The organism is Hominimerdicola alba (genome assembly GCF_900109655.1).
Lineage (GTDB): Bacteria > Bacillota > Clostridia > Oscillospirales > Ruminococcaceae > Hominimerdicola > Hominimerdicola alba_B.
The window spans coordinates 388,997-412,298 of record NZ_FOAT01000002.1; the positions used below are offsets into that span (position 1 = coordinate 388,997).

General features: G+C 48.3%; 22 protein-coding genes. 17 read left to right on the forward strand and 5 right to left on the reverse strand.

Annotated elements, in window-relative coordinates; all coding sequences use genetic code 11:
- Window positions 1-16: 16 nt before the first annotated feature.
- The 16 genes from smc to BMY75_RS04070 all read left to right on the forward strand — a co-directional run bounded on the left by smc (window position 17) and on the right by BMY75_RS04070 (window position 16,600).
- Entirely contained in the window at window positions 17-3,592 is a 3,576-nt protein-coding gene (smc, locus tag BMY75_RS03995; protein ID WP_074830045.1) for a chromosome segregation protein SMC, read from the forward strand.
- A gap of 9 nt (window positions 3,593-3,601) precedes the next feature.
- Complete coding sequence (locus BMY75_RS04000) at window positions 3,602-4,051, forward strand: 8-oxo-dGTP diphosphatase (protein ID WP_074830046.1); 450 nt, start codon at window positions 3,602-3,604, stop codon at window positions 4,049-4,051.
- Window positions 4,052-4,090: 39 nt separating this feature from the next.
- Complete coding sequence (gene ftsY, locus BMY75_RS04005; RefSeq protein WP_074830050.1) at window positions 4,091-4,996, forward strand: signal recognition particle-docking protein FtsY; 906 nt, start codon at window positions 4,091-4,093, stop codon at window positions 4,994-4,996.
- Entirely contained in the window at window positions 4,997-5,446 is a 450-nt protein-coding gene (locus BMY75_RS04010) for a hypothetical protein (protein WP_074830054.1), read from the forward strand.
- Window positions 5,447-5,471: 25 nt separating this feature from the next.
- Window positions 5,472-6,050, forward strand: a complete 579-nt coding sequence (gene rdgB, locus BMY75_RS04015; protein ID WP_074830058.1) for an RdgB/HAM1 family non-canonical purine NTP pyrophosphatase — start codon at window positions 5,472-5,474, stop codon at window positions 6,048-6,050.
- Window positions 6,047-6,691, forward strand: coding sequence for a nucleoside deaminase (locus BMY75_RS04020; RefSeq protein ID WP_074830061.1), 645 nt, complete (start codon window positions 6,047-6,049; stop codon window positions 6,689-6,691). The genes rdgB and BMY75_RS04020 overlap by 4 nt, the downstream gene beginning before the upstream one ends.
- On the forward strand, window positions 6,678-6,974 hold the full coding sequence (locus BMY75_RS04025; RefSeq protein WP_024857881.1) for a YhbY family RNA-binding protein: 297 nt from the start codon (window positions 6,678-6,680) through the stop codon (window positions 6,972-6,974). The genes BMY75_RS04020 and BMY75_RS04025 overlap by 14 nt, the downstream gene beginning before the upstream one ends.
- Window positions 6,971-7,582: a nicotinate (nicotinamide) nucleotide adenylyltransferase gene (gene nadD / locus BMY75_RS04030; protein ID WP_242940158.1), complete on the forward strand. Its 612-nt coding sequence runs from the start codon at window positions 6,971-6,973 to the stop codon at window positions 7,580-7,582. The genes BMY75_RS04025 and nadD overlap by 4 nt, the downstream gene beginning before the upstream one ends.
- A gap of 2 nt (window positions 7,583-7,584) precedes the next feature.
- The gene (gene yqeK / locus BMY75_RS04035) at window positions 7,585-8,163 is read left to right on the forward strand and encodes a bis(5'-nucleosyl)-tetraphosphatase (symmetrical) YqeK (protein ID WP_074830064.1); all 579 of its coding nucleotides are present in this window, start codon (window positions 7,585-7,587) and stop codon (window positions 8,161-8,163) included.
- 118 nt (window positions 8,164-8,281) lie between these two features.
- Window positions 8,282-8,653 (forward strand): ribosome silencing factor, encoded by a 372-nt coding sequence (gene rsfS, locus BMY75_RS04040; RefSeq protein ID WP_074830067.1) that lies wholly within the window; start codon window positions 8,282-8,284, stop codon window positions 8,651-8,653.
- 96 nt (window positions 8,654-8,749) lie between these two features.
- The gene (gene leuS, locus BMY75_RS04045; protein ID WP_074830069.1) at window positions 8,750-11,179 is read left to right on the forward strand and encodes a leucine--tRNA ligase; all 2,430 of its coding nucleotides are present in this window, start codon (window positions 8,750-8,752) and stop codon (window positions 11,177-11,179) included.
- Between the two features lie 461 nt (window positions 11,180-11,640).
- Window positions 11,641-11,814, forward strand: coding sequence for a 30S ribosomal protein S21 (gene rpsU / locus BMY75_RS04050; protein ID WP_002847085.1), 174 nt, complete (start codon window positions 11,641-11,643; stop codon window positions 11,812-11,814).
- Between the two features lie 219 nt (window positions 11,815-12,033).
- Window positions 12,034-13,194: an amidohydrolase gene (locus BMY75_RS04055; protein ID WP_074830071.1), complete on the forward strand. Its 1,161-nt coding sequence runs from the start codon at window positions 12,034-12,036 to the stop codon at window positions 13,192-13,194.
- Window positions 13,194-14,033 (forward strand): 16S rRNA (cytidine(1402)-2'-O)-methyltransferase, encoded by an 840-nt coding sequence (rsmI, locus tag BMY75_RS04060; protein WP_170844243.1) that lies wholly within the window; start codon window positions 13,194-13,196, stop codon window positions 14,031-14,033. The genes BMY75_RS04055 and rsmI overlap by 1 nt, the downstream gene beginning before the upstream one ends.
- Before the next feature lie 92 nt (window positions 14,034-14,125).
- Window positions 14,126-15,271, forward strand: a complete 1,146-nt coding sequence (locus tag BMY75_RS04065; RefSeq protein WP_074830080.1) for a dockerin type I repeat-containing protein — start codon at window positions 14,126-14,128, stop codon at window positions 15,269-15,271.
- Between the two features lie 297 nt (window positions 15,272-15,568).
- The gene (locus BMY75_RS04070) at window positions 15,569-16,600 is read left to right on the forward strand and encodes a transglutaminase domain-containing protein (protein WP_074830083.1); all 1,032 of its coding nucleotides are present in this window, start codon (window positions 15,569-15,571) and stop codon (window positions 16,598-16,600) included.
- A gap of 58 nt (window positions 16,601-16,658) precedes the next feature.
- On the opposite strand, the gene BMY75_RS04075 is transcribed toward BMY75_RS04070, so the two are convergent.
- From BMY75_RS04075 to BMY75_RS04085, 4 genes are all read right to left on the reverse strand, one after another.
- The gene (locus BMY75_RS04075) at window positions 16,659-16,850 is read right to left on the reverse strand and encodes a hypothetical protein (protein WP_074830086.1); all 192 of its coding nucleotides are present in this window, start codon (window positions 16,848-16,850) and stop codon (window positions 16,659-16,661) included.
- A 43-nt stretch (window positions 16,851-16,893) separates the two neighbouring features.
- The gene (locus tag BMY75_RS04080; protein WP_074830091.1) at window positions 16,894-17,385 is read right to left on the reverse strand and encodes a YqeG family HAD IIIA-type phosphatase; all 492 of its coding nucleotides are present in this window, start codon (window positions 17,383-17,385) and stop codon (window positions 16,894-16,896) included.
- A 188-nt stretch (window positions 17,386-17,573) separates the two neighbouring features.
- Complete coding sequence (locus tag BMY75_RS17865) at window positions 17,574-17,741, reverse strand: hypothetical protein (protein ID WP_170844244.1); 168 nt, start codon at window positions 17,739-17,741, stop codon at window positions 17,574-17,576.
- Window positions 17,742-17,753: 12 nt separating this feature from the next.
- Window positions 17,754-21,176: a DNA polymerase III subunit alpha gene (locus BMY75_RS04085; protein ID WP_074830095.1), complete on the reverse strand. Its 3,423-nt coding sequence runs from the start codon at window positions 21,174-21,176 to the stop codon at window positions 17,754-17,756.
- Between the two features lie 294 nt (window positions 21,177-21,470).
- Here BMY75_RS04085 and cbiB point away from each other — a divergent pair, with 294 nt between their 5' ends.
- Window positions 21,471-22,460: an adenosylcobinamide-phosphate synthase CbiB gene (gene cbiB / locus BMY75_RS04095; protein ID WP_074830103.1), complete on the forward strand. Its 990-nt coding sequence runs from the start codon at window positions 21,471-21,473 to the stop codon at window positions 22,458-22,460.
- 45 nt (window positions 22,461-22,505) lie between these two features.
- Here the strand turns inward: cbiB and BMY75_RS04100 are convergent, their stop codons facing one another.
- On the reverse strand, window positions 22,506-23,297 hold the full coding sequence (locus tag BMY75_RS04100; protein ID WP_074830108.1) for a putative ABC transporter permease: 792 nt from the start codon (window positions 23,295-23,297) through the stop codon (window positions 22,506-22,508).
- Between the last annotated feature and the right edge of the window lie 5 nt (window positions 23,298-23,302).

Sequence of the window (23,302 nt, forward strand, 5' to 3'; positions counted from 1 at the left end):
AAGGCGGTGAAAAATAATGTATCTGCGCGGACTGGAATTGCAGGGATTCAAATCCTTCCCCGATAAGACGGTGCTGACCTTCGGCAAGGGCATAACTGCCGTGGTGGGACCAAACGGTTCGGGAAAAAGCAATATCTCCGATGCTATGCGCTGGGTAATGGGCGAGCAGTCGTCTAAAGCGCTTCGCGGCGAGAAGATGGCAGGCGTTATTTTCCACGGCTGTGCCACAAGGAAGGAGTCGCCTTTTGCACAGGTGACCCTTACCATAGATAACGAGGACGGAGCTCTCGGTGTTGACAGCGAGATGGTGTCGGTGACGAGAAAGCTCTATAAAAACGGCGACAGCGAATATCTTATAAACGGCAGCCCTGTTCGTCTTAAAGACGTAAACGAGCTGTTCATGGATACGGGTCTGGGTAAGGACGGCTATTCAATAGTCGGTCAGGGACGTATCGCGGATATCGTCAACGGCAAGGGCAGCGACAGGAGAGAGATCTTTGAGGAAGCTGCGGGCGTGGCGAAATTCCGTTATAAAAAGCAGGAGGCAGAGCGCAAGCTTATCGATGCGGAGGACAATATTTCCCGCCTTAACGATATCATTGCAGAGCTTGAAGCGCGTATCGGACCTCTTGAAAAGCAGTGCGAAAAGGCTAAGAAGTTCAAGGTTCTGGACGATGAAAAGACCACACTGGAAGTATCGGTTTGGGTTACAAAGCTGGAACAGTACCGCACTAAACTGGCTGAAAATGAAGAGCGCATCGCCCTGCTGAAAGAGCAGTATGAAACTCTGAGTGCCGAGCTGGCTGAAGCCGAGGCTCAGATAGAAAAAGACCTGCGCAGCAGCGCGGAATGTGCGGCTGATGCTGACGATATCTCCGAGAAGATACACGAGGCAGAGCTTTCCGCAAGGGGCGGCGAAGCTGATATAGCTGTATGCGAGAACGACATAGCTCATATTGAGGAAAATATTTCAAGGCTGAAAGAGCAGATAGAAAACTCCCGTGCTGATAAATACTTTCTTGAATCGGAGCTTAAACAGCGCAGGGAAGAACTGGATTCTCTGGGCAAAAAGCAGACGGAAGCCGCAGAAGCAGTGGCAGAAAAGGAAAAGGAATTCGACAGACTGCTGACCGAAGCCGACGAATCGGATAAGGCGGTAAGCGAGGTGAATTCTGCCATAAGCGCGGCTTATCTGGAAAAATCAAGGCTTAGCTTCACGGCTGAGAGCCTGAAAAACACCATACAGGAAACTGCCGAAAGACTGGCAGAGCTTGCTGAGGACAACGCGGAAACTGTCAGAAACAAGGAACTTGCTGACAAGGAACTTGCCAAGCTCAGAAAACAGCATACAGAAAAGCAGGACGCAAAGAACGAAAAGGAAAACGTTCTGGGCGGCATGACGAAACTGCTGGATAAGAGGAAAGAAAAGCTGGATACCGCTGTCAGCACCTTTGCGCAGGCGGACAGCAGACTGACCGAGATAAACAGCAGACTTAATATACTCAAAGACCTGGAACGCTCCATGGAAGGCTTCGGGTATGCGGTAAAACACATAATGAACGCGGTGAAGCAGGGTCGCATAAGCGGTGTCTGCGGAACTGTGGCACAGCTTGTGGGCGTAAAGAGCGAGTACTCAGTTGCGGTGGAAACTGCACTTGGCGGTGCGTTACAGAATATCGTTGTTGAAAACGAAGATTCTGCAAAGCGCGGTATACGTCTGCTGAAAGAAAGCAAGGCGGGCAGAGCGACTTTCCTGCCTATAACCTCGGTAAAGGGTACACGCCTTGAAAATGACAGGCTGGAAAACGAGGACGGTTTCGTGGCGCTGGGCTGTGATATCGTCACCTACGACAAAAAGTACGAGGGCATAGTCCGCAGTCTGCTGGGCAGGATATGCATAGCCGAAGATATCGATTCGGCTTCGCGTATCGCAAAAGCCTACGGATACAAGTTCCGCATAGTAACGCTGGACGGTCAGGTGGTAAACGCAGGCGGTTCGTACACGGGCGGCAGTGTATCAAAAAGCACGGGAATACTCACCCGTAAGAACGAGATAAACGACCTTGAATCTAAGCGCGGCAAGCTTGAAGCAGAGCGTTCTGCGGCGGCTGAGGAAAAAGAAAAGCTGACAAACGAAGTTCACAAGATGGCGGCGGATATCGAGGGCGCAAAGGAACAGTTGACTGTCCTGAACGGCGACTGTATCCGTATTGAAGCCGAGATAAAGCGTGTCAGCGGGCTGGCTGAGAGCTATGAAAAGATACTCTCCGACAGCGGTGAGGAAGAAAAGAAACTCCGCGAAAAGGGCGAACAGGCTGACAAGGAGCTTGACAAGACACTGAAAGACACCGCCGAGGTGGATAAGAAGATATTTGAAAAGGAAGCCGAGCTGGCAGGTTCTCAGGAGGAGCAGGAAAAGCTGAAATCCCGAAGGAATGAGATAAGCGGCGAGCTTTCGGAACTGCGCGTAAAGGGCGCGGAGCTCTCAAAGGATATCGAGACCTGCAAGGAATCTATAGCGAGCCTTGAAAAGACCATCACCGACCGCGACAGCGACGGCGGCAAGCTGGCTCTTGAGATAGAGAGCGAAAAGGAAAAGATAAAGGGCAAGAATACCGATATCGAAGCCATAAAGCAGAAGATAAAGGACAGCGAAGCCCTTGCGGTAAAGCTTAAAGACGATATGGAAGAAGCCCGCAGAAAACAGCGGGAGTATTCCGACAGCGCCGAAAAGCTCAGGTCTTCACAGAAGAACAAGCTGGAAGAAAAGGAAACCCTTGCGGCACAGCTTAGCCGCGGTGAGGAGCGTAAAAATGCCATCACGGCAGACTTCGACAAGCTGGTGAACAAGCTGTGGGACGAGTACGAACTCACCCGAAGCACAGCCGCAGAAAAGGCACAGCCTGTTGAGGATATGACAGAAGCCGAGAAGCATCTGACAGAGCTGAAAAACAAGATACGCGCACTGGGCAGCGTAAACCTGGGTGCAATAGAAGAGTACGCCGAGGTCAGGGAAAGATACGATTTCCTCTCGGCACAGCTGAACGATGTGAACGTTTCAAAGGAAGAACTCTGCAAGATGATAGAGGAACTGACCGAGAAAATGAAGTCGGTATTCATGCAGAGCTTTGAAACGATAAACAGGAATTTCAGCAGTATATTCAAAGAGCTTTTCGGCGGAGGAAACGGCGAGCTTATACTTACCGACCCAGAGAATGTTCTTGAATGCGGCATAGAAATAAGCGTACAGCCTCCCGGCAAGGTGATAACCAGCCTGATGTCACTCTCGGGCGGTGAACAGTCGCTTGCGGCTGTTGCGATATACTTTGCGATACTGAAATACTCACCCGCACCGTTCTGTCTGCTTGATGAGATAGAGGCGGCACTTGATGACGTTAACGTTACAAGGTACGCGCAGTATCTTCACAGGCTGACGGACAAGACGCAGTTCATAACCATAACGCACAGACGCGGTACAATGGAAGAAGCTGATGTTCTGTACGGTGTTACCATGCAGGAGAAAGGTATATCCAAACTGCTGAAAATGAATGCAGGACAGACTTCGATACTTGGCAGCGGAGATATCGAATAGGCGGTACATATGGGAAGAACGGAGAATGCGGAATTCACTGTGCTGTGCCTGATAGAGGACGGCAGCAGGGTGCTTTTGCAGGACAGGGTAAAAGCTGACTGGAAAGGCTACACTCTCCCCGGGGGACACGTTGAAAAAGGCGAGTCCTTTGTGGAAGCGGTGATACGCGAGATGAAAGAGGAAACAGGGCTTGATATCTTTGAACCAAAACTTGTAGGTGTCAAGCAGTTCCCGATAGACGGCGGAAGGTACATCGTGATGCTGTACAAGGCTACAAAGTTCTCGGGCGAGGTTGTATCCTCGGAAGAGGGCAGAATGGAATGGGTAGAGTACAGCAGGCTTTCCGAGATAAGCACCGTCGCCGACTTTGAAGAACTTCTGGAAGTGATGAATTCGGATAAGCTTTCGGAGTTTCGGTACATAATCGAAGATGGCAAATGGAAAGCACTTATCGGATAATGCAGATAAGTAAACTATAACCGAAAGGGGTTTGTAATAATGGGATTTTTTGAAAAACTGAAAAACGGTCTGAGAAAGACAAAGGAATCGATGATGGGCAGGATAGAAAGACTGCTCCATGCATTCACTAAGATAGACGAGGACTTGTTCGAAGAACTGGAAGAGACACTGATACTCTCTGATATCGGCGTTAATACCTCGGTGAAGATATGTGACAGGGTGCGCGATTATGTAAAGCAGAAGGGCATCACCGATCCTGCTATGATAAAGGATATCCTGAAAGAAGTCATAGCAGAGATGCTGGGCGAGGAACAGCCTCTTGATATGTCAACAGTACCTTCCGTTATACTGGTGATCGGCGTTAACGGCGTTGGTAAGACAACTACTATCGGCAAGCTGGCTAATCAGCTTAAAAATGAGGGCAAGCACGTAATCGTGGCAGCAGCGGATACTTTCCGTGCAGCAGCTATCGACCAGCTGGAAGTATGGACAGAGCGTGCAGGCGTTGAGCTTATCAAGCACAAGGAGGGTTCCGACCCCGCTGCGGTAGTATTCGATGCACTGACCGCTGCAAAGGCAAGACAGGCTGACGTTGTTATCTGCGATACCGCAGGTCGTCTTCACAACAAGAAGAACCTTATGAAAGAGCTTGAAAAGATATCCCGTATAGTACATCAGCAGGCTGAGGGCTGTGCGCTGGAAGTTCTTCTTGCACTGGACGCAACCACAGGACAGAACGCAGTAAATCAGGCACAGCAGTTCAACGAGGCTGCTGATATCACAGGCATAATCCTGACAAAGCTGGACGGCACTGCAAAGGGCGGTATCGTTATCACCATCTGCGATGACCTGAAGATACCTGTTAAGCTTGTTACCGTGGGCGAAAAGATCGACGATATACAGCCATTTATAGCAAAGGATTTTGTTGACGCGCTGTTTGAATAAATGATACTTATCGATTTTGGAATAATATGCCGTGAACAGAAAAAGCGCTCGTTCCCGCGCAGTATACCTAAAGTGAGGTTTCAGAGCCATATCAGGAGAGAGAACTCCGAAGCCATGTACGATGATTTCTACCATTTTGAAGCTGCCGACAAGCTTACAGGAATATGGTATTTTGCGTGGCTGACAGATGATATATTTCTGGAACAGAGTTTCTTCAATATCGCAGATAAAGGCAGTCCGTGGATATATGCCGTTCCCGAATGGGAAGAAACTGTAAGGGCGATACTTGCGTTTTATCTCAAGGCATCGCCGATACACAAAATTGCGGTACTGCCGAGGATACAGGACAGGTCAGCAAATGTGACCCATGCCGAATGTACTCTCGATGAGTTCATGGATAAGCTGAAAGCGGGAGATATCAGGTGGAACGAGCTGTATAATATCGGCTGAAAAATATTAGAGCGGAAGTGAAATAATGAAACTTGTAATAGCAAGCAACAATAAGGGCAAGATAAGAGAATACAAGCAGATACTCGAACCCCTGGGTTACGAGGTCATGAGCCAGTCCGAGGCAGGGCTGGACCTTGAAGTTGAGGAAACAGGCACTACCTTTGCGGAGAATTCAGCACTGAAAGCAAGGGCGGCTTATGCTGAACTTGGCTGTGCTGTTCTGGCAGATGACAGCGGTCTTTCGGTTGATGCGCTGAACGGCGAGCCGGGAGTATACTCGGCAAGGTACGGCGGCATCGATGACGACAAGGAAAGATGTCTGTATATGTTAAAGAAGATGGAGAACGTTCCCGATGACAAAAGGGGAGCCCACTTTGTCTGCACCATACATTTTATAGATACCGACGGCAGTGAGATATGTGTCGAGGGCAGGGTATACGGCAGTATAAACCGTGCGCCCGTGGGTGAGAACGGCTTCGGCTATGACCCTGTGTTCATGTACGAGGGCAGAAGCTTTGCTGAGATACCCGCCGAGGAAAAGAACGGGGTATCCCACAGGGCGAATGCTCTGAAACAGCTTGAAGAAAAGCTTAAAGCACGATGAGGTTCAGTGAACTGCCAAAGCATTGGCAGAGGATATTCGAGCTTGAATGGATATCGCTCTGTGAGGGCAGCAAGGCGATAGCGGCTGTCATCACCGATGATGAGGAGAATATCATTTCCGAGGGCAGGAACATGACGGGTGAACACAACATACCCAATCCTGCGGCGGCACACGCCGAAACAGAAGCGATTCGCGCACTGGATACCGAAAAATACCCGAACAAGTGGGGGTATACCCTCCATGCGGGACTTGAACCCTGCGTGATGTGCATGGGTACTTTGGTGATGGGCGGCATACGCCGTGTCGAGATAGCAGCAAGGGACGATTTCGGCGGTGCTATGAAGCTGATAGATATGTTTGAGTTTTCAAAAAACAAGGGCATACAGGTAACGTGGCTAGACGATGAGCGCGGTGATATGCAGAGGGCATTTCAGACTTTGCGCGAATTGTATGTGGGTACTGATGAAGAAAAGCTCGGGCGCATGATGAAAGATTTCTCGGTCTACAACAAATCAGGTGTCGATGCGGCAGTAAGGCTCTGGGAGAGCGGTATACTTACCGACCCGCGGAAGTTTTCGGCTGAGGAGATATTCGACAGGCTTGCAGATATAATGAAAGGAAAAGAATATGATAACAACTAAGCAGAGAGCAGAACTTAAAAGTATAGCAATGAAAATGAAGCCGTCTTTCCAGATAGGCAAGGGCGGTCTTAATGATGCGCAGACCGCGCAGATAGACGATTATCTCAGGGTACACGAGATAATAAAGGTAAAGGTGCTGGATAACTCGCTGTACACCGCAAGGGAAGCCGCAGAGGAACTGGCAGAAAAGATAAACGCTGAGGTAGTTCAGGTGATAGGTTCAAATCTGGTGCTCTACAAGCGCAACGAGGAAGAGCCTGTTATCAAGTTCAAGAGCAAATGATGGATATAGGCGTTTACGGCGGCACTTTCGACCCGATACACAAGGGTCATGCAAGGCTGCTGGAGCTTGCAAAAACTCTGGGCGGACTTGACAAGGTGATAGTCATGCCCGACAGGATACCGCCACACAAACAGCGGGACGATATGGCTTCACCCGAGGACAGGCTTGAAATGTGCAGGCTGACTTTCTCGAAACAGAATGATATCGAAGTCAGTGACTATGAGATAAGGCAGGAGGGTAAGAGCTATTCTGTGCTCACTCTGCGGCATCTGAAAAAGCTTTATCCCGAGGACAGGCTGTGGTTCATAATGGGCAGTGATATGCTGACAAGCTTTACCCAGTGGTACTGCTATGAGGAGATACTCACACTGGCAGGGCTGATATGTCTGACCAGATACAGCGGCGACAGTGAAGAACTTGAAGCGGCGGCAGAAGAACTCCGCGCAAAAGGCGGAGAGATAAAGATACTTCCCGCCGAAGCTTTTGAGGTATCCAGTTCACAGCTGAGAAAGTTTATAGCTCAGGGCGATGACTGCAAGGAGTATCTTGACAGCAGGGTGAGAAAATATATAAACAGCAAAGGTCTTTACAGAAAGCGTGAGGGGTAAAATTGAAAGAATCCAAGCAGATAGGGATATACAAAAAGTATCTCAGGGAGCATTTATCGAAGAAGCGGTACACCCATTCGCTGAATGTGGCATTTTCCGCGGTGGAGCTTGCCAAAAAGTACGGCGGAGATACCGATAAGGCATACACGGCAGGACTTCTGCATGACATAGCAAAGGAGCTTCCCGCTGATGAACAGCTTGAACTTGTGATGGCTTCGGCGCTTGATGTCAGCGAGATAGAAACAAAAGCAGTCCCGCTTTTCCACGCGATAGCGGGAGCAGAGCTGATACAGAAGCTTTTCGATATACACGATGAAGAGATAATACTTGCGATACGCAGGCATACGGTCGCATCGGGTGGCATGAGCAAGCTGGATGTTATAATATATCTTGCCGACCTGATATCCGCTGACAGGGATTACAAGGACGTTAACCGTATGCGCAAGCTGGCTGACAAGAGCCTTGAACGTGCCATGTGTGAAGCGCTGAGGTTTTCCATATCGGATTCCGTAAGCAAGGGAAATACTATCCCCACAGCCACCCTTGACGCATACAACGAATACATAAAGTACAAGAAGTGATCTATAATTCATAATTATTTGTCAAATACGAGGACTTGTTGCTTGGAACACAAATTGACAAGGGCAGTAAGTCATGATATAATAGAGTTTAAAACAAACAGAAATCAGGAGGAATAACATGGCAGAGTTAACAACCGAGCAGAAACTCGAAATTGCAGTCAAAGCGCTGGATTCAAAGCGCGGAGAAGATATACAGGCGATAGGCATCGGCGACCTTACGATACTTGCAGACTATTTCATCATAGCAAACGGTGGTTCTACCGTGCAGACAAAGGCTATGGCTGAAGAAGTGGAGTTCAAGCTCTCTCAGCAGGGCATCGAGCCCCATCATACCGAGGGTTATGGCCCCAACAACTGGATAGTGCTGGATTACCGCGATATCGTGGTACACGTTTTCAACAAGGAAACACGCGACCAGTACAAGCTGGAAAGACTCTGGACAGACGGCAAAGAGGTAGATATCTCAAAGTTCGTGACAAAAGAGTCCTAACGCCGGCTTTACATTTGAGAAAAAATATGTTATAATAGTAACCGGATTTTTTGCTTCACAGGAAGCATATACTAAAATTAAGGAAGATGGATCAATATGAGCAATTACGATTTCAGTGCCATTGAGAAAAAATGGCAGAAGTACTGGGAAGAGCATGAAACTTTCAAAACTGATGTATGGGATTTCAGCAAGCCTAAGTTCTATGCGCTGGATATGTTCCCCTATCCTTCAGGCGTGGGTCTTCACGCAGGTCACCCCGAGGGCTATACCGCTACTGATATAGTTTCGCGTATGAAGCGTATGCAGGGCTTCAACGTACTGCACCCCATGGGTTATGACTCCTTCGGTCTGCCCGCAGAGCAGTATGCTGTAAATACAGGCAATCACCCCAATGGCTTCACTCAGGAGAATATCAAGACATTCTCCAAACAGCTGAAGGAACTGGGCTTCGACTATGACTGGTCTAAGATGCTTGCTACCTCCGACCCCGCTTTCTATAAGTGGACACAGTGGATATTCAAGCAGCTGTATCTGGACGGCTATGCTAAGTATATAGATATGCCCGTTAACTGGTGCGAGGAACTGGGTACAGTTCTTTCCAACGATGAAGTTATCGACGGCAAGTCCGAGCGCGGCGGTTTCCCTGTTGTAAGAAAGAACATGAAGCAGTGGGTAATAGACCAGCCTGCTTTTGCTGAAAAGCTGCTGGAAGGTCTTGACGAGATCGACTGGCCCGAATCTACAAAGAGTATGCAGCGCAACTGGATAGGCAAATCTACAGGTGTTGAGGTAGAGTTCGATATCGTCGGCGGCGGAAAGTTCTCCATATTCACCACTTGTATCGAGACCATCTACGGTATCACTTTCATGGTACTGGCTCCCGATGGCGAGATAACCGAGAGACTTCTTGACAGAGTACAGAACCGCGAGGAAGTTCAGGCTTATATCGACGAGACCAAGAAGAAAAACGATATGGATCGTACCGAGCTCAACAAGACAAAGTCGGGCTGCGAGCTGAAGGGCGTTACTTGTATAAACCCTGTTAACGGCAAAGAAGTTCGTATGTTCATCGGCGATTTCGTACTTGCAAGCTACGGTACAGGTGCGGTAATGGCAGTACCCAGCCACGATCAGCGTGACTTTGAGTATGCTGTTGCTCACAATATAGATATGATACAGGTAATCGACGGCAAGGACGGTCACATTGATGTATCCGAAGCCGCTATGGAAAAGGGCGAGTATCTCGGCAAGGGCTACAAGCTGATAAATTCCGAGGAGTTCACAGGTCTTACCGTTGAGGAAGCCAAGGAAGCCATCACCGTTAAGCTGGAAAAGATGGGCAGAGCAAAGCGCACTGTTAACTATCATTTCCGTGAGTGGATATTTGCACGTCAGAGATACTGGGGCGAGCCTGTACCTGTTGTACATACCGAGAACGGCATACACGTACTTGATGATGAAGAGCTGCCTCTGGTACTGCCCGAGCTGGATGACTACAAGGGCAAGAACGGCAAGGCTCCCCTTGAAAATGCAACAGAGTGGAAGCAGTACGACCGCAACGGCGTAAAGGGCGTTAGAGAAACATCTACCATGCCCGGAAGCGCCGGTTCAAGCTGGTACTTCCTGAGATATATCGACCCCAACAATGATAAGCAGTTCGCAGACCCCGAGCTTCTGAAGCACTGGATGCCTGTTGACCTTTACATCGGCGGACCTGAGCATACCGTAGGTCATCTGATATATTCACGTATCTGGAACAGATACCTGTACGATAAGGGTCTTGCACCTACCAAGGAGCCTTTCAAGAAGCTGGTTCATCAGGGTATGATACTGGGTTCAAACGGCATAAAGATGGGCAAGCGTTTCCCTGAGTTCGTTGTAAATCCTTCGGATATCATCAGAGATTTCGGTGCTGATACACTGAGACTCTACGAGATGTTCATGGGACCTCTGGAAGTCTCCAAGCCCTGGAGCCAGAGCGGTGTTGAGGGCGCTAAGAAGTTCCTCAATCGTGTATGGAATTTCTTCACTGAGGACAAGAACCTCACTGATGATAACGACGGCGCACTCACAAAGGTTTACCACCAGACTGTTAAGAAAGTCACTGACGATTTCGAGACACTGGCATTCAACACAGCTATCGCACAGATGATGATATTCGTCAATGCAGTATACAAGAATGGCACCTGCCCCAGAGAGTATGCTGAGGGACTTATCAAGATGCTGTCCTGCATCTCGCCTCACATCGGTGAAGAGATCTGGAGCATCATGGGTCATAATGATACCATCGCATTCGAGAAGTGGCCTACCTACGACGAAGCACAGCTGGTAGAAGATACCGTTGAGATAGTCGTACAGGTAAATGGCAAGATCAAGGCTAAGCTGAACATCGCCAAGGACGAGGACAAGGAAAGCGTTCTCGCAAAGGCTAAGGCTGATGAAGCAGTTGCTAAGGTCATGGAAGGCAAGAACGTTGTCAAGGAGATAGTCGTTCCCAACAAGCTGGTTAACATCGTAGTTAAATAAGTACAATTCAGGCAGATGCTTCGGTTGAGGCATCTGCCTGTTGATGTATGCGCGTTTTCGTGAAAATTAAGGATAATGTGCAGAACCTGTTAGAAACATATTATGACCACAATCAGATAGACGGTGAAGAATAAAACAGCGTCACAGCGAGGTATACTATGACCTGCTGAATCAATTCGATTTTATGTGAGTCGTGTATTTTATTGTCAAAATAACCAAATTATGAACGAAAATATTTTCAGATAATTTTTAAATTTTTCTTCAATGCTATTGACTTTTCAGACAAAATATAGTATAATTTATCTTGTAATTATTTCGGCTGCAAGGTTCTCGCATATCTTAGACAGAGAAAGCGTAAAGCGTTTAAGTTTGCACTAGCAGACCTTCACTATCACCCTTGCGGTGTGCGGGAGCGGTCGGAGGATTACCTCTGTCATAGGTGGCAAAGGGAGGGAAACATTTTGGCAGAAATTCGTGTTGGCAAGAACGAAACTCTGGATACCGCTCTTAAGCGTTTTAAGAGATCATGCGCAAGAGACGGCGTTATCGCTGAGGTCCGTAAGAGAGAACACTACGAAAAGCCTTCGGTAAAGCGTAAGAAGAAGTCCGAAGCTGCTCGTAAGCGCAAGTATTGATATGATATCAGGAAGCGGATACATAATGTGTCCGCTTTTTTGCTGTTCAAAATTAAACCGAGCTTTAGCTGTCATATACACTAACACTGATCCCGAGCCTTACGAAAGTTACCTGTATTGCAATGTACAGGGTGAGGAAAACCGTCCCGGGCTGGGGGCTTGAAATATATAAATTTGTATGATATAATATATTTAACCAATTACGTCGGAGGAAATGAAATGCGCATAAAAAATGTCAGGATATATACGATGGACGATAATGACCGCGTGATAGATAACGGCTTTGTTACTGTTGAAAACGGCATTATCACAGCGGTGGAGGAGGGAAGTCCCTCGGAGTGCGGTGATGATGATATCGACGGCAGAGGAATGACCCTTTACCCCGGGTTTATCGATGCACATACCCATATGGGTCTGACTTCGGCAGGCGTTGGCATCGAGGGTGAAGACCTGAATGAGGAATTCGACCCCTGCACACCTCAGCTGCGTATCATCGACGGTATAAATCCCATAGATCACAGCTTTGAAATGGCAAGGCAGGCGGGCGTGACCTGCGTGATAGTATCTCCGGGTTCCACAAACCCTATAGCGGGCAGTATAGCCGCTGTAAAGACAGCGGGCAAGCGCATAGACAAAATGGTCATAAAGACCGTTGGTATGAAGCTGGCGCTTGGCGAAAATCCCAAGCTGACTTATATGGATCACGAACAGTCCCCCGCAACCAGAATGGCTGTGGCAAGCATTATCAGGGATAATCTTTATAAGGCGCAGAGATATATGCAGGATATCGAGCAGGCTGAGAGCGAAAGCGACCTGCCCGACTATGACAGCGCTATGGAAGCTCTTCTTCCTCTGCTGAGACGTGAGATTAAGGCACATTTCCACTGCCACCGCGCAGATGATATCTTCACTGCGGTGAGGATAGCCAATGAATTCGACCTCGACTACACCCTTATCCATTGTACCGATGGTCACATCATAGCGGAAGAACTTGCTGAGGAAAAAGTCAGCTGTGTTGTGGGACCTGTGATATGCGACAGATGCAAGCCCGAGATGGCAGGACTTACTCCTGCAAATGCGGCTGTGCTTAGAAGCCATGGTCTGGAAGTTGCGGTATGCACCGACCATTCGGAGGTACCCATAGAGTATCTGCCCATATCGGTGGGTATTTGCATAAAGCACGGCCTGAGCTTTTATGATGGTCTTAAATCAGTGACCTGCACACCCGCAAAGATCGCGGGGATATTCGACAGAACAGGTTCCGTCGAAGTTGGAAAAGATGCCGATCTGGTACTTTTTGAGGGCAACCCGTTCGATGTAATGAGCAGTCCCGCCCTTGTAATGATAGGCGGAAAAACATTGGGGAGGGATAAGGTCTGATGGGCAAGCTTTACGTTGTGGGTACTCCCATAGGCAATCTGGGGGATATGACCTTCCGTGCAGTTGAGACCCTTAAAAATGTGGATTTCATCTGTGCCGAGGATACCCGTGTCACCCTTAAACTGCTGAATCATTTCGAGATAAAAAAACAGCTGATATGCTATCAGGAGCATAATGCCGCAAAGGCTGGGGAGCAGATACTCGCAAGACTGATAGGCGGAGAGAATGCCGCTATCGTCACCGATGCGGGTATGCCCTGTATATCCGACCCCGGTGAGAAGCTGGTAAAGCTTTGCGCCGAGAATGATATCAAGGTGGAAGTAGTTCCGGGACCATCGGCGGTAATATCGGCACTGGCGATAAGCGGGCTGAATACATCAAGATTCAGGTTCGAGGGCTTTCTCTCGGTAAACAAGCGTCAGAGATTCGATCACTTGGCTCAGGTGCGTGATGCCGAAGAAACCCTGATATTCTATGAAGCACCTCATAAGCTTCACAAGACCCTTAGAGATATGCTGGATTATTTCGGCGACAGGCGCATATCTCTGTGCCGAGAGCTTACAAAGCTCCACGAGGAAGTGATTCGCACAACACTTTCGCAGGCGCTGGAGATGTATCCCGACAATAAAACTGCAAAGGGCGAGTTCGTGCTTGTCATCGAGGGCGCTGCCCCCGAGGATACAGAAGAAGCTGATACCATAGAAAAGGCATATGAGCAGGTAAAGGCTCTTGTGGAAAAGGGCGTGCGCGGCACTGATGCCTGCCGTGAGATAGCAAAGTCAACAGGATTCTCGAAAGGCGAGCTTTACGCTATGCTGGTGGAGGATAATTCCCGATAAGGCATATCGTTCAAAGCTGACTGCCCCCGTTCGTACCGCACCTGCGGTTTTTCAGTAAAGACTATTCCCGACTTAGTTAGGAGAGGGTAAAAATGAAAATGAAGATAACTGCACTTGCCGCAGCAGCGGTAATGACATTAGCTACGGCTGTCAGTGGTATAAGCGCTGCCGCTGCGGGTATACCTGCGGCTGAGGACAGCAATGATTTTCTTCTTGACTGCAGCAGCAGGGCAGGCTATGAATATCTGGGTACTATGGAAAACGGAGCAGCCTTGCAGGCAGCCTATGACTGTATGTGTGATGCCGCAGCGAAATTCTGGTCCGATACAAACAGACCTTTGAACAGGATCGCGTCATACCGCACCTATGCCGCCATTCCCTATGGCGAGCTAGACTATGATACTGCCTGCATCGTCTATCTGACTTTCAGGAACGATTTTCCAATTTATTATTTTGCTGATTGTATGCTGGTCGGGGATAGTAAATATTTTTATCTTATAGCCGATAAAACCTATGCAAACGGCAGTACAAGGGCAAAAGCTCAGCAGGATATAATGGATTATATCATAAATACAGCTAAAAAAGCTGAGGGCGCTGGTTCGGATTATGAAAAAGCAAAGATAGTCCATGACGCGATAAATGAAGACCTCGAATTTGCTTATGACGACTGCGGCGATCCTTCGCTGGAAGCATGGGCGCACAATGTTCTTGGTGCCTGCCAGAACGGCAAGGGCGTATGTGAGTGCTATTCAAGGGTATATCAGGCTGTGCTGAACTATCTTGATGTCGACAATTATATCGTTTCGGGCATGGCTGAAGGCGGCGACCACGCATGGAACGCTGTAAGGCTCGATGACGGAAAATGCTATTATGTTGACTGTACCTGGAACGATATGCTGGAGACAGATTTCTACTTTGCAAAGGGCGAAAACACCATGAGCAAAGACCACACAGTCGATGTCCCGACCGATGATCCAATGCGGTTCTTTATTGAGCTTCCCGATATCTCGGCGACTGATTATTATGCCGCAAATTTATCGAAGTCCAGAAAAAAAGGCGATGTCAATGGCGACGGGTTTATCAATATTACTGATATCACCCTTGTTGCTGCCCATATAAAAGGGAAAAAGATCCTCAGTGAAGGAAACTTTAAATATGCCGATATGAACGCCGACGGCAAAGTGAATATCACCGACCTTACAAAGATAGCAGCCATTGTCAAAGGCAAGGTAAAATAAAATCTGACTATCACTTTACCACACCGCTCAAATAAAAATGTTCCACGTGGAACATTTGTTTTGATTTGGAACCCGACTACCCCAATACCAATAGATCACAATAATACAATATGTTTATCTTGCTGACACACCATTCCATATAACCTTTTGACAGGCAATATCAATAGTTAGCGGTATTCTTACTACCGCCGCTGACGGGTGAAGAATACATCTCAAATAACTATTCATTATTATGCCATCGTATGAAGTGGTGTGTTAAAGGGATAACCATAAAATAAAAAAGACAGGAGAATAAAGATGAGAAGAAGCAAAACGATAGCGATATTCGCGGCAGCGCTCATGCTGGGCAGCTGTTCTGAAACATCCGAAAAAGCAGAAAACAGCTCGGCAGAGGAAAGCACTGCCGAAACAACAGCAGTCACTACCAAGGCAGATGACAGTTCAAAGCCTGATGATGTAACTGCCACGGAGGAAGAAGATACTCTCTATGACTGGACGCCCATATCAAAGGCGTATCTTGCGGGCGACCCTTCGGGTCTCGATGAGATGCAGACAGAGATATACAAAAGGGCATCGTATGTTATCGATAAAGTTATCACCGATGACATGGATGATTACGCTAAGGAACTTGCAATACACGATTTTATCGTGCAGAACGTTACTTATGATATAAATATGCTTGGTATATTTGAAGATCACGGCGAACACGCTGCTGACCCCTACGGCGCACTTGTTGACGGCAAATGCATATGCAGCGGATATACCACTACTTTCAATATGTTCATGGATATGCTGGAGATACCATGTACTTCCACACTTGCAGCTGCTGACGCTAATGAAGCACACGCATGGAACATGGTACAGATAAACGGTCACTGGTACTATATGGACGTTACCTGGGACGACCCCGTACCCGATACCAAGGGCAGACCCGAACAGCACAAGTATTTCAACACCTCAAAGGAGGTAATGGCTGACCGTCATCTCTGGGACAGCAGCAGCGACCCGGTCTGCGATACCGATATAGACAGCTACGCCGCACACGAACTTGTTACAGTAAGTTCCACCGAGGATATAGTTAATGTCATGGAAGCCGCATTTAATAAGCGGTCCATGAATGTGTATATCATTCCCGAGAACCCTGAGGGCTGGTCGCTTGAAGAAGGCGATGATTCGGAAACGTATCTTAATGCCTCGCAGATAGGCGGAGATATGCTCAAAAAAGCACAGAAAGAGTTCTCTAAAAACCACGGCAGCTGTATCTGCCAGTGGCAGCGTATACAGATAGGCGACAAAGTAGCCGCTGCAGGATATATGTTTGTATTCTGATCAAAATAAGAAAGCCCGTGCGCAATGCACGGGCTTTTTGCTGTCCTGCGTAAGAAGATCATGCTTCTTCCTTGTTGTTTGCTACTTTGATGGAAATAACGTGAGAAAGATTGAGATATACTGATTCTGCGCCTTTTTCAACAACTATCCATTCGTTTGAGATATCTCTCAGCACATAATTGCGGTACTCACCGTCATTGGTGGCAAAGTTGCATTTGACTCCTATAAGTTCTCTGAAAAAATCACTCATGTTACATACCTCCGTTTATTTATTCGGTCTTTCCGACCGTAAGCTACTTGTTCAGCTTTGGCAGAAACGGCTTCTCGCAGGCTCTTTTGAACCTGAAAGGCAGGCTTTCTTCGGGCTTGATGGGGAAAACGAAAACCGAGCGTATCCCTTTGAGATTTGAACCCATTATATCCGTGAATATCTGGTCGCCAACGGCGGCTACCTCGCTTTTTTTCAGCCCCATGCGCTTAATAGCTCTGCTGTACCCGAAAGTCAGGGGTTTTGCGCCCTCGCACTCAAAGTCGATACCCAGCTGCTGTGCAAAGGGTGTAACTCTCGGCGCGTGGTTGTTGGATACTATCATAAGCTTTATGCCGTTCTGCTTCATAAGCTCAATCCAGTCAAGGCTCGACTGTGGCACAACGGGATTGTTGTGGGTGGTCAGCGTGTTGTCAAGATCGAGCAGAAGCCCTTTTATACCATGCTTTTTAAGAAAATCGGGAGTAATATCCTTCGCCTTGTCGAAAACATATGTCGGTTTGAAAAAAAATATCATATATTCACCTTTGCCTTTTATCTTATAAAGATATTATAGCACATTATCCGATAAAAGTAAAGCCCTCGCGCGGGTACGCGGCTCCCTCACCTGATAAATAGCATTAAAGATGACTTATGTCAGGTTCGGGGTCATACTTGATGAAGAAATAATTGCATACGCTGTGTTTGAAGTTAGTTGCGATACGGCTATTCCTCCACGCTGTACTCAAAATTCTCCCACCTGAGCACCATGCCCTCATCTGTTTCATAGGGCAGAAGTGCCATCGCAACGAGGATATCCTCGCCTGTTTCGGTGTTTGTCAGATGAGCGTAATCGCCGTCTATCCTTGCAACTTTGTAAATTATAGGTCCCATAGTTTATTCTCCTTATCCGAATGCTGTGTTGCCCTCGCCGACTATCTCGGTGAGTTCGTTCATTATCCTGTCGTTTATACGTATCCTGCGGGCGCCCTTTATGGCGGTTCGGCGGTTCAGGTCTGAAAAATATACCGTCAGCCCGGTGCCGCTCTCGCTGGCGTATTTGTGTGCCGCCGCGCTTAATGCTTCAAGACGGGGCTTGTCTCTTGAATCCAGCCGCAGACATATCCCCATGCCCAGCGCCTGAGTTACGAATCTTTCGCCTGTTTCCACAAGGTCAGCCATTATCTTCGGGGGTTCGTCTTCTTTCACGGATACCTTGCCCCTTACGTGTAGAACTGCGTTCTCGCTTATCAGTTTGCCTGTAGCCATGTATACTTTCGGGAATACAACCATCTCTATCTCGCCGGTTTTGTCCTCACAGGCGGCAAAGCACATCATATCGCCCTTTTTGGTGGCGAAAGCACGTTTCTTTGTCACCATGACGAGTATATCAGCCGTTTTGCCCTCGCCGCTCAGTCCTGCGTCAAGTATAGTCCTGACCGCCGTGAAGCCCGCCGCTTTTGCAAAAGGCTCGCAGGGGTCTATGGGGTGGGCTGAAAGATACATTCCCAGCGCTTCGTGCTCAAAAGCCAGAAGTTCTTCCGATGAAAACTCCTCCGCATCGATGAGAGGCTTTTCAAGACTTCCGCCGCCCGAACTACTGCTGAAAAAGTCCAGCTGACCCTCAAGCCTGTCATTTGCCGACCTGCTGAGGTCGCCAAGTATCACGCCGCAGTTTATCAGCTTTTCATGCCTGTTCAGGGGAAGAGAATCCATTGCCCCTGCTTTTATCAGGGCTTCTGCTGTTTTGGTGTGGATATCCCTGCCCTGCATACGTCGGCAGAAGTCCTGCAGGTTGACAAATTCGCCGCTGATGGAACGCTCCCTTATTATCGAAGCTATCGAATTGCTGCCAAGCCCCTTTATCCCCAGAAGTCCGAAGCGAATTGAATCGCCCTCGCTCCTGAAACCGCCGACGCTCTTGTTGATATCGGGGGGAAGCACAGCCACGCCACGCTTTTTAACAGCTGAGATATATCCGTATAGCTTTTCAGTGCTTTCGTTGATAGCATCCGTCATCAGCGCAGAGAAATATTCCTTGAAGAAATGGCATTTAAGATAAGCTGTTCGGTAAGCCACAGTAGCGTATGCTGCCGCATGGGATTTGTTGAATGCGTAGCTGGCAAAGCTTGTCATCTCATCGAATATCTCGTTGGCTGTCTTTTCGGGAACGCCGTTGGCTACCGCGCCGCAGACATCCTCATCGCCCCACACGAAAGCCTTGCGCTCGTTTTCAAGCACATCAGCCTTTTTCTTCGACATCGCACGCCTTACAAGGTCAGCCCTTGCGAATGAGTATCCCGCTAGTGAGCGGAAAATCTGCATTACCTGCTCCTGATAGACTATACAGCCATAGGTGACTTCAAGTATCGGGCGGAGCATGGGGTGCTTGTAGGTCACGAGTTTTGGGTCGTGGCGGCAGCGGATATAGTTTGGTATGGAATCCATAGGTCCGGGGCGGTACAGCGAAAGTACAGCGATAAGGTCTTCTATCCCCGATGGGCGAAGCTTCATGATGGTCGCTGTCATTCCGCCTGATTCAAACTGGAAAACACCCTCGGTCTCGCCGCGGGAGAGCATTTCGTAAACCGCCTTGTCGTCCAGCGGGATATGCTCGATATCAAAGTCGGGGTGGGTCTTTTTTATCTCGTCACAGCAGTGCTTGATTATAGTAAGGTTGCTCAGCCCCAGAAAGTCTATTTTCAGAAGACCCAGACGTTCGAGCACCGTCATGGTATACTGTGTGGAAACTGCGCCGTCACGGGCATACAGCGGCACATAGAAATCAACAGGCTCTTTTGTGATAACAACGCCTGCCGCATGGGTGGAAACGTTCCTTGGCATACCCTCGATGAGTATGGCGGTGTCGATTATTTTCCTGAGCTTCATATCGCTGTTGTACATATCTCTCAGCTCGGGTATCTTCTCCACCGAAACACTCAGCGCCATTGAGCGTGGAGCGGCTTTTGCCAGCTTATCCCCTGTGGCATAGGGCTCGCCCATAGTCCTTGCAACATCGCGGAGAGCCTGCTTTGCCCCAAGTGTGCCGAATGTGGCTATCTGAGCCACATGGTCAGCACCGTATTTTTCAACAACGTAATCTATGACTCTCTGCCTGCCCTCAACACAGAAGTCGATATCAAAGTCGGGCATGGTCACTCTTTCGGGGTTGAGGAAACGTTCAAACAGCAGGTCATATTTAAGCGGGTCGATATCGGTGATGCTGATGCAGTAAGCGCAAAGGCTTCCCGCACCAGAACCTCTGCCCGGACCAACGGGGATATCGTGGCTTTTTGCGTAGTTTATGAAATCCCAGACTATCAGGTAGTAGTCTGTGTAGCCCATGCCGTTTATGACCGAAAGCTCGTATTCCATGCGCTCTAATGCTTCCTTTGAGGGCTCGCCGTAACGCCTGTAAAGTCCCTCACGGCACATATTGCGGAGATACTCTGCGTTGTCTTTTACTCCCTCAATGCCGAAGTAAGGCAGTACGGTACTTCCGAAATTTATCTCCACATTGCACCTTTCGGCAATGCGGACAGTGTTCAGCATGGCTTCGGGCTGTGCAGGAAAAAGTTCAGCCATCTCATCGGCTGACTTTACAAAGAATTCATCGCTTGCAAAGGATATGGCAGGGTCATCGGTGGTGGTGGCAGTAGATATGCACATCAGCACCTGCTGTGCCTGAGAATCCTCACGCCGCAGATAATGACAGTCGTTGGTAAGGCAGAGGGGTATGCCTGTTTCATCTGCAAGCCGTATCAGCGAGGGCATTACCCTTTGCTCGGCGGGGTCGCGGTGTTTTTGTATCTCTATGAAATAGTTGTTTTCGCCGAAAATATCGCGGTAGAGTTTGGCAGTTTCCACAGCGCCCTTGTAGTTGCCGTTGGTTATCTTACGCGCAAGCTCACCTGCTATGCACCCCGAAAGGCATATCAGACCCTCGTGGTGCTTTCTCAGTAGTTCAAGGTCTATTCGCGGACGGCTGTAAAAGCCCTCTGTATAGCCAAGGGATACCAGCTTTATCAGATTGCGGTAGCCTGTTTCGTTTTCGCACAGCAGTATCAAATGATAGGGCTTGCCGTCGCGGGAATCTCTGTCCACATGACTGCCCTGCGCCACGTAAACCTCACAGCCAAGTATGGGCTTTATGCCGGCGGCTTTCATGGCGTTGTAGAATTCTATCTCAGCGAACATATTGCCGTGGTCGGTAACTGCGCAGGCAGTCTGACCTATCTCTTTGAGACGTGCGGCAAGTTTGTCGATACGGCAGGCGCCGTCCAGCAGCGAATATTCACTGTGCAGATGAAGATGAACGAAATCGGGCAAGGGAAGTCCTCCTTTGGTCTGGCTGTTCGGTCAAAGACAAGAAGAGCGCCGAACAAAACTCAGCCGCCGCGTGATGCGGCAGTATATCTTTTATATTATAGCACATTTGTCCGCATTTGCCAATAGGTTGAGGAACGATTTTATATTCGGTCAAAGGGCTCTGGAATGCATAAGCGAGAATTTGTCGCGGGGTGTCTTTACATTTGTTAAAAAATATGTTATAATAACTGTATATGACAATACTTATCTTATACTGTCGGGAATACGGCGGTATTATATGGGAGAAAAAAGTCTATGATGATAATGAATTCATTGTGTGCGCTTGCACTTGGGTTTTCGCTGGATATGATACTGGGCGACCCTGATAACAGATTTTATCCTGCTGAGCTTGTCAGGCGCATGGTGAAAAAGCTGGAGATCATACTGAAAAATGCGTATCTCGATTCCCCTGATGCACAGAATATGGCGGGGATAATGCTTGTGGTAATGACTCTGCTGATATGCATGGGCACAAGTCTGGTATTTCTGCTGCTTTGCTACAAGCTGAATGTGATAGTTGGTATCATTGCCGAGGGTCTGCTTTGCTGGGTGTCTATCTCGGGCAAGGCGATGAGACGTGGGCTGATGGGCGTTTTCCGCTCGTTAAGGACAAACAATGCTGACGGTGCCCGCAGACATCTCAGGAAAATCACAGACCGCGATATTGAAAACATGGACGTTTCCGAATGTGCTAAATGTGCGGTGGAAACGGCTTCCGAAAATGCGGTGGATATGCTGGTAGGTCCCATGTTCTGGGCTTGCCTTTTCGGCGGACCCGGTGCGGTGTTCTGCAGAGTTATCAATATTTTGGACAATACTGTTGGATTCAAGGACAAGGAACATCTTCACTTCGGCCGTGTAGCTGCAAAGCTTGATGATATCGTGATGTTCATACCCGCAAGGCTTGCGGCAGCGTTCATGCGCTGGGATGCAGCTTTCCTCAGACTGGACAAGAAAAATGCTCAGGAGATATATCTCAGAGATAAAAAGCGTTCCCTCAGCCCCAATTCGGGCTGCACTATGGCAGTAGCCGCAGGTGCGCTTGATATCCAGCTTGGCGGTGACGAGATAAGGAACGGCGTACTGACAAGACGTCAGCGCATAGGCGATGCACTTCACCCCATTTCGGCTGGCGACGTGTTCTGGGTAAATCAGCTTGTCACAGGCGCAGGCGCAGCAGCTATGCTTTTTGCAGCTGTTATGCGTGTGGCAGCTTATATTCTGACGACCCAGTTGATAAAGTAAAACTTTATATCCGATAAAAAAGGCTGCCGTTTCGGCAGCCTTATATTATTTTCGCTTTATCTTGTCGATGTTCTCACGGATATTGCCTTTGATATTCTCTCGGATATTTCCCACGCTGAAATTCTCGCGGAATTCTCTGTAACGTTCCAGACTGTTATGCAGTGTATCAGAGAATCTCAGTGGTACGAAGAAATGTGCGCTTCCCAGAGTTTTTACACGGAAGGCTTCGATCTGTGCACGGAGTTCGTCTATCTTTACGATTATATTATGTTCGCGGGCAAACTCGGCGATATTTACCATGTTATTCAGCGAGATAGCCAGGTCGATAAGGAACACGCCGTAATAAAGACCAACAAAGAAAGTGAATTGCAGGTTATTTATCAGTAGTTCCACGGTGTGGGTTATGGGCGGGTCGAGGAAGAAGCAGTAGCCAAAGCTAAGCAGCAGCCAGAAAAAGCTGTACATCGGGCAGATAATGCCTTTTATATTGCCCCAGAACTGCGTGTAATCCCACAGCATTATCTTCATCTTGACTATGAATATCAGTCCCGTGAAGTATTCCAGGGCGGTTATACAGGCTGCCATTATAACAAATAATACGGCTTTTCGCAGGTAGTTGTTATCTATCGGGATAAAACGCTCTATCCTGCTCATCCAGAAAAGCAGCAGCAGTGAAAATCCGTAAAGCGGGAGATACGGACCTGTAAGGAAACCGGGGTTGAGCCATTTTCGCTCAACGTTGACGGGGTCGAAAAACTTACGGTAGAAGAATTCCAATACCCAGCCTATCATGCTGCCCAGGGCAAACAGGTAGGCGGTCTGTATGAATGGCAGCATAAGCT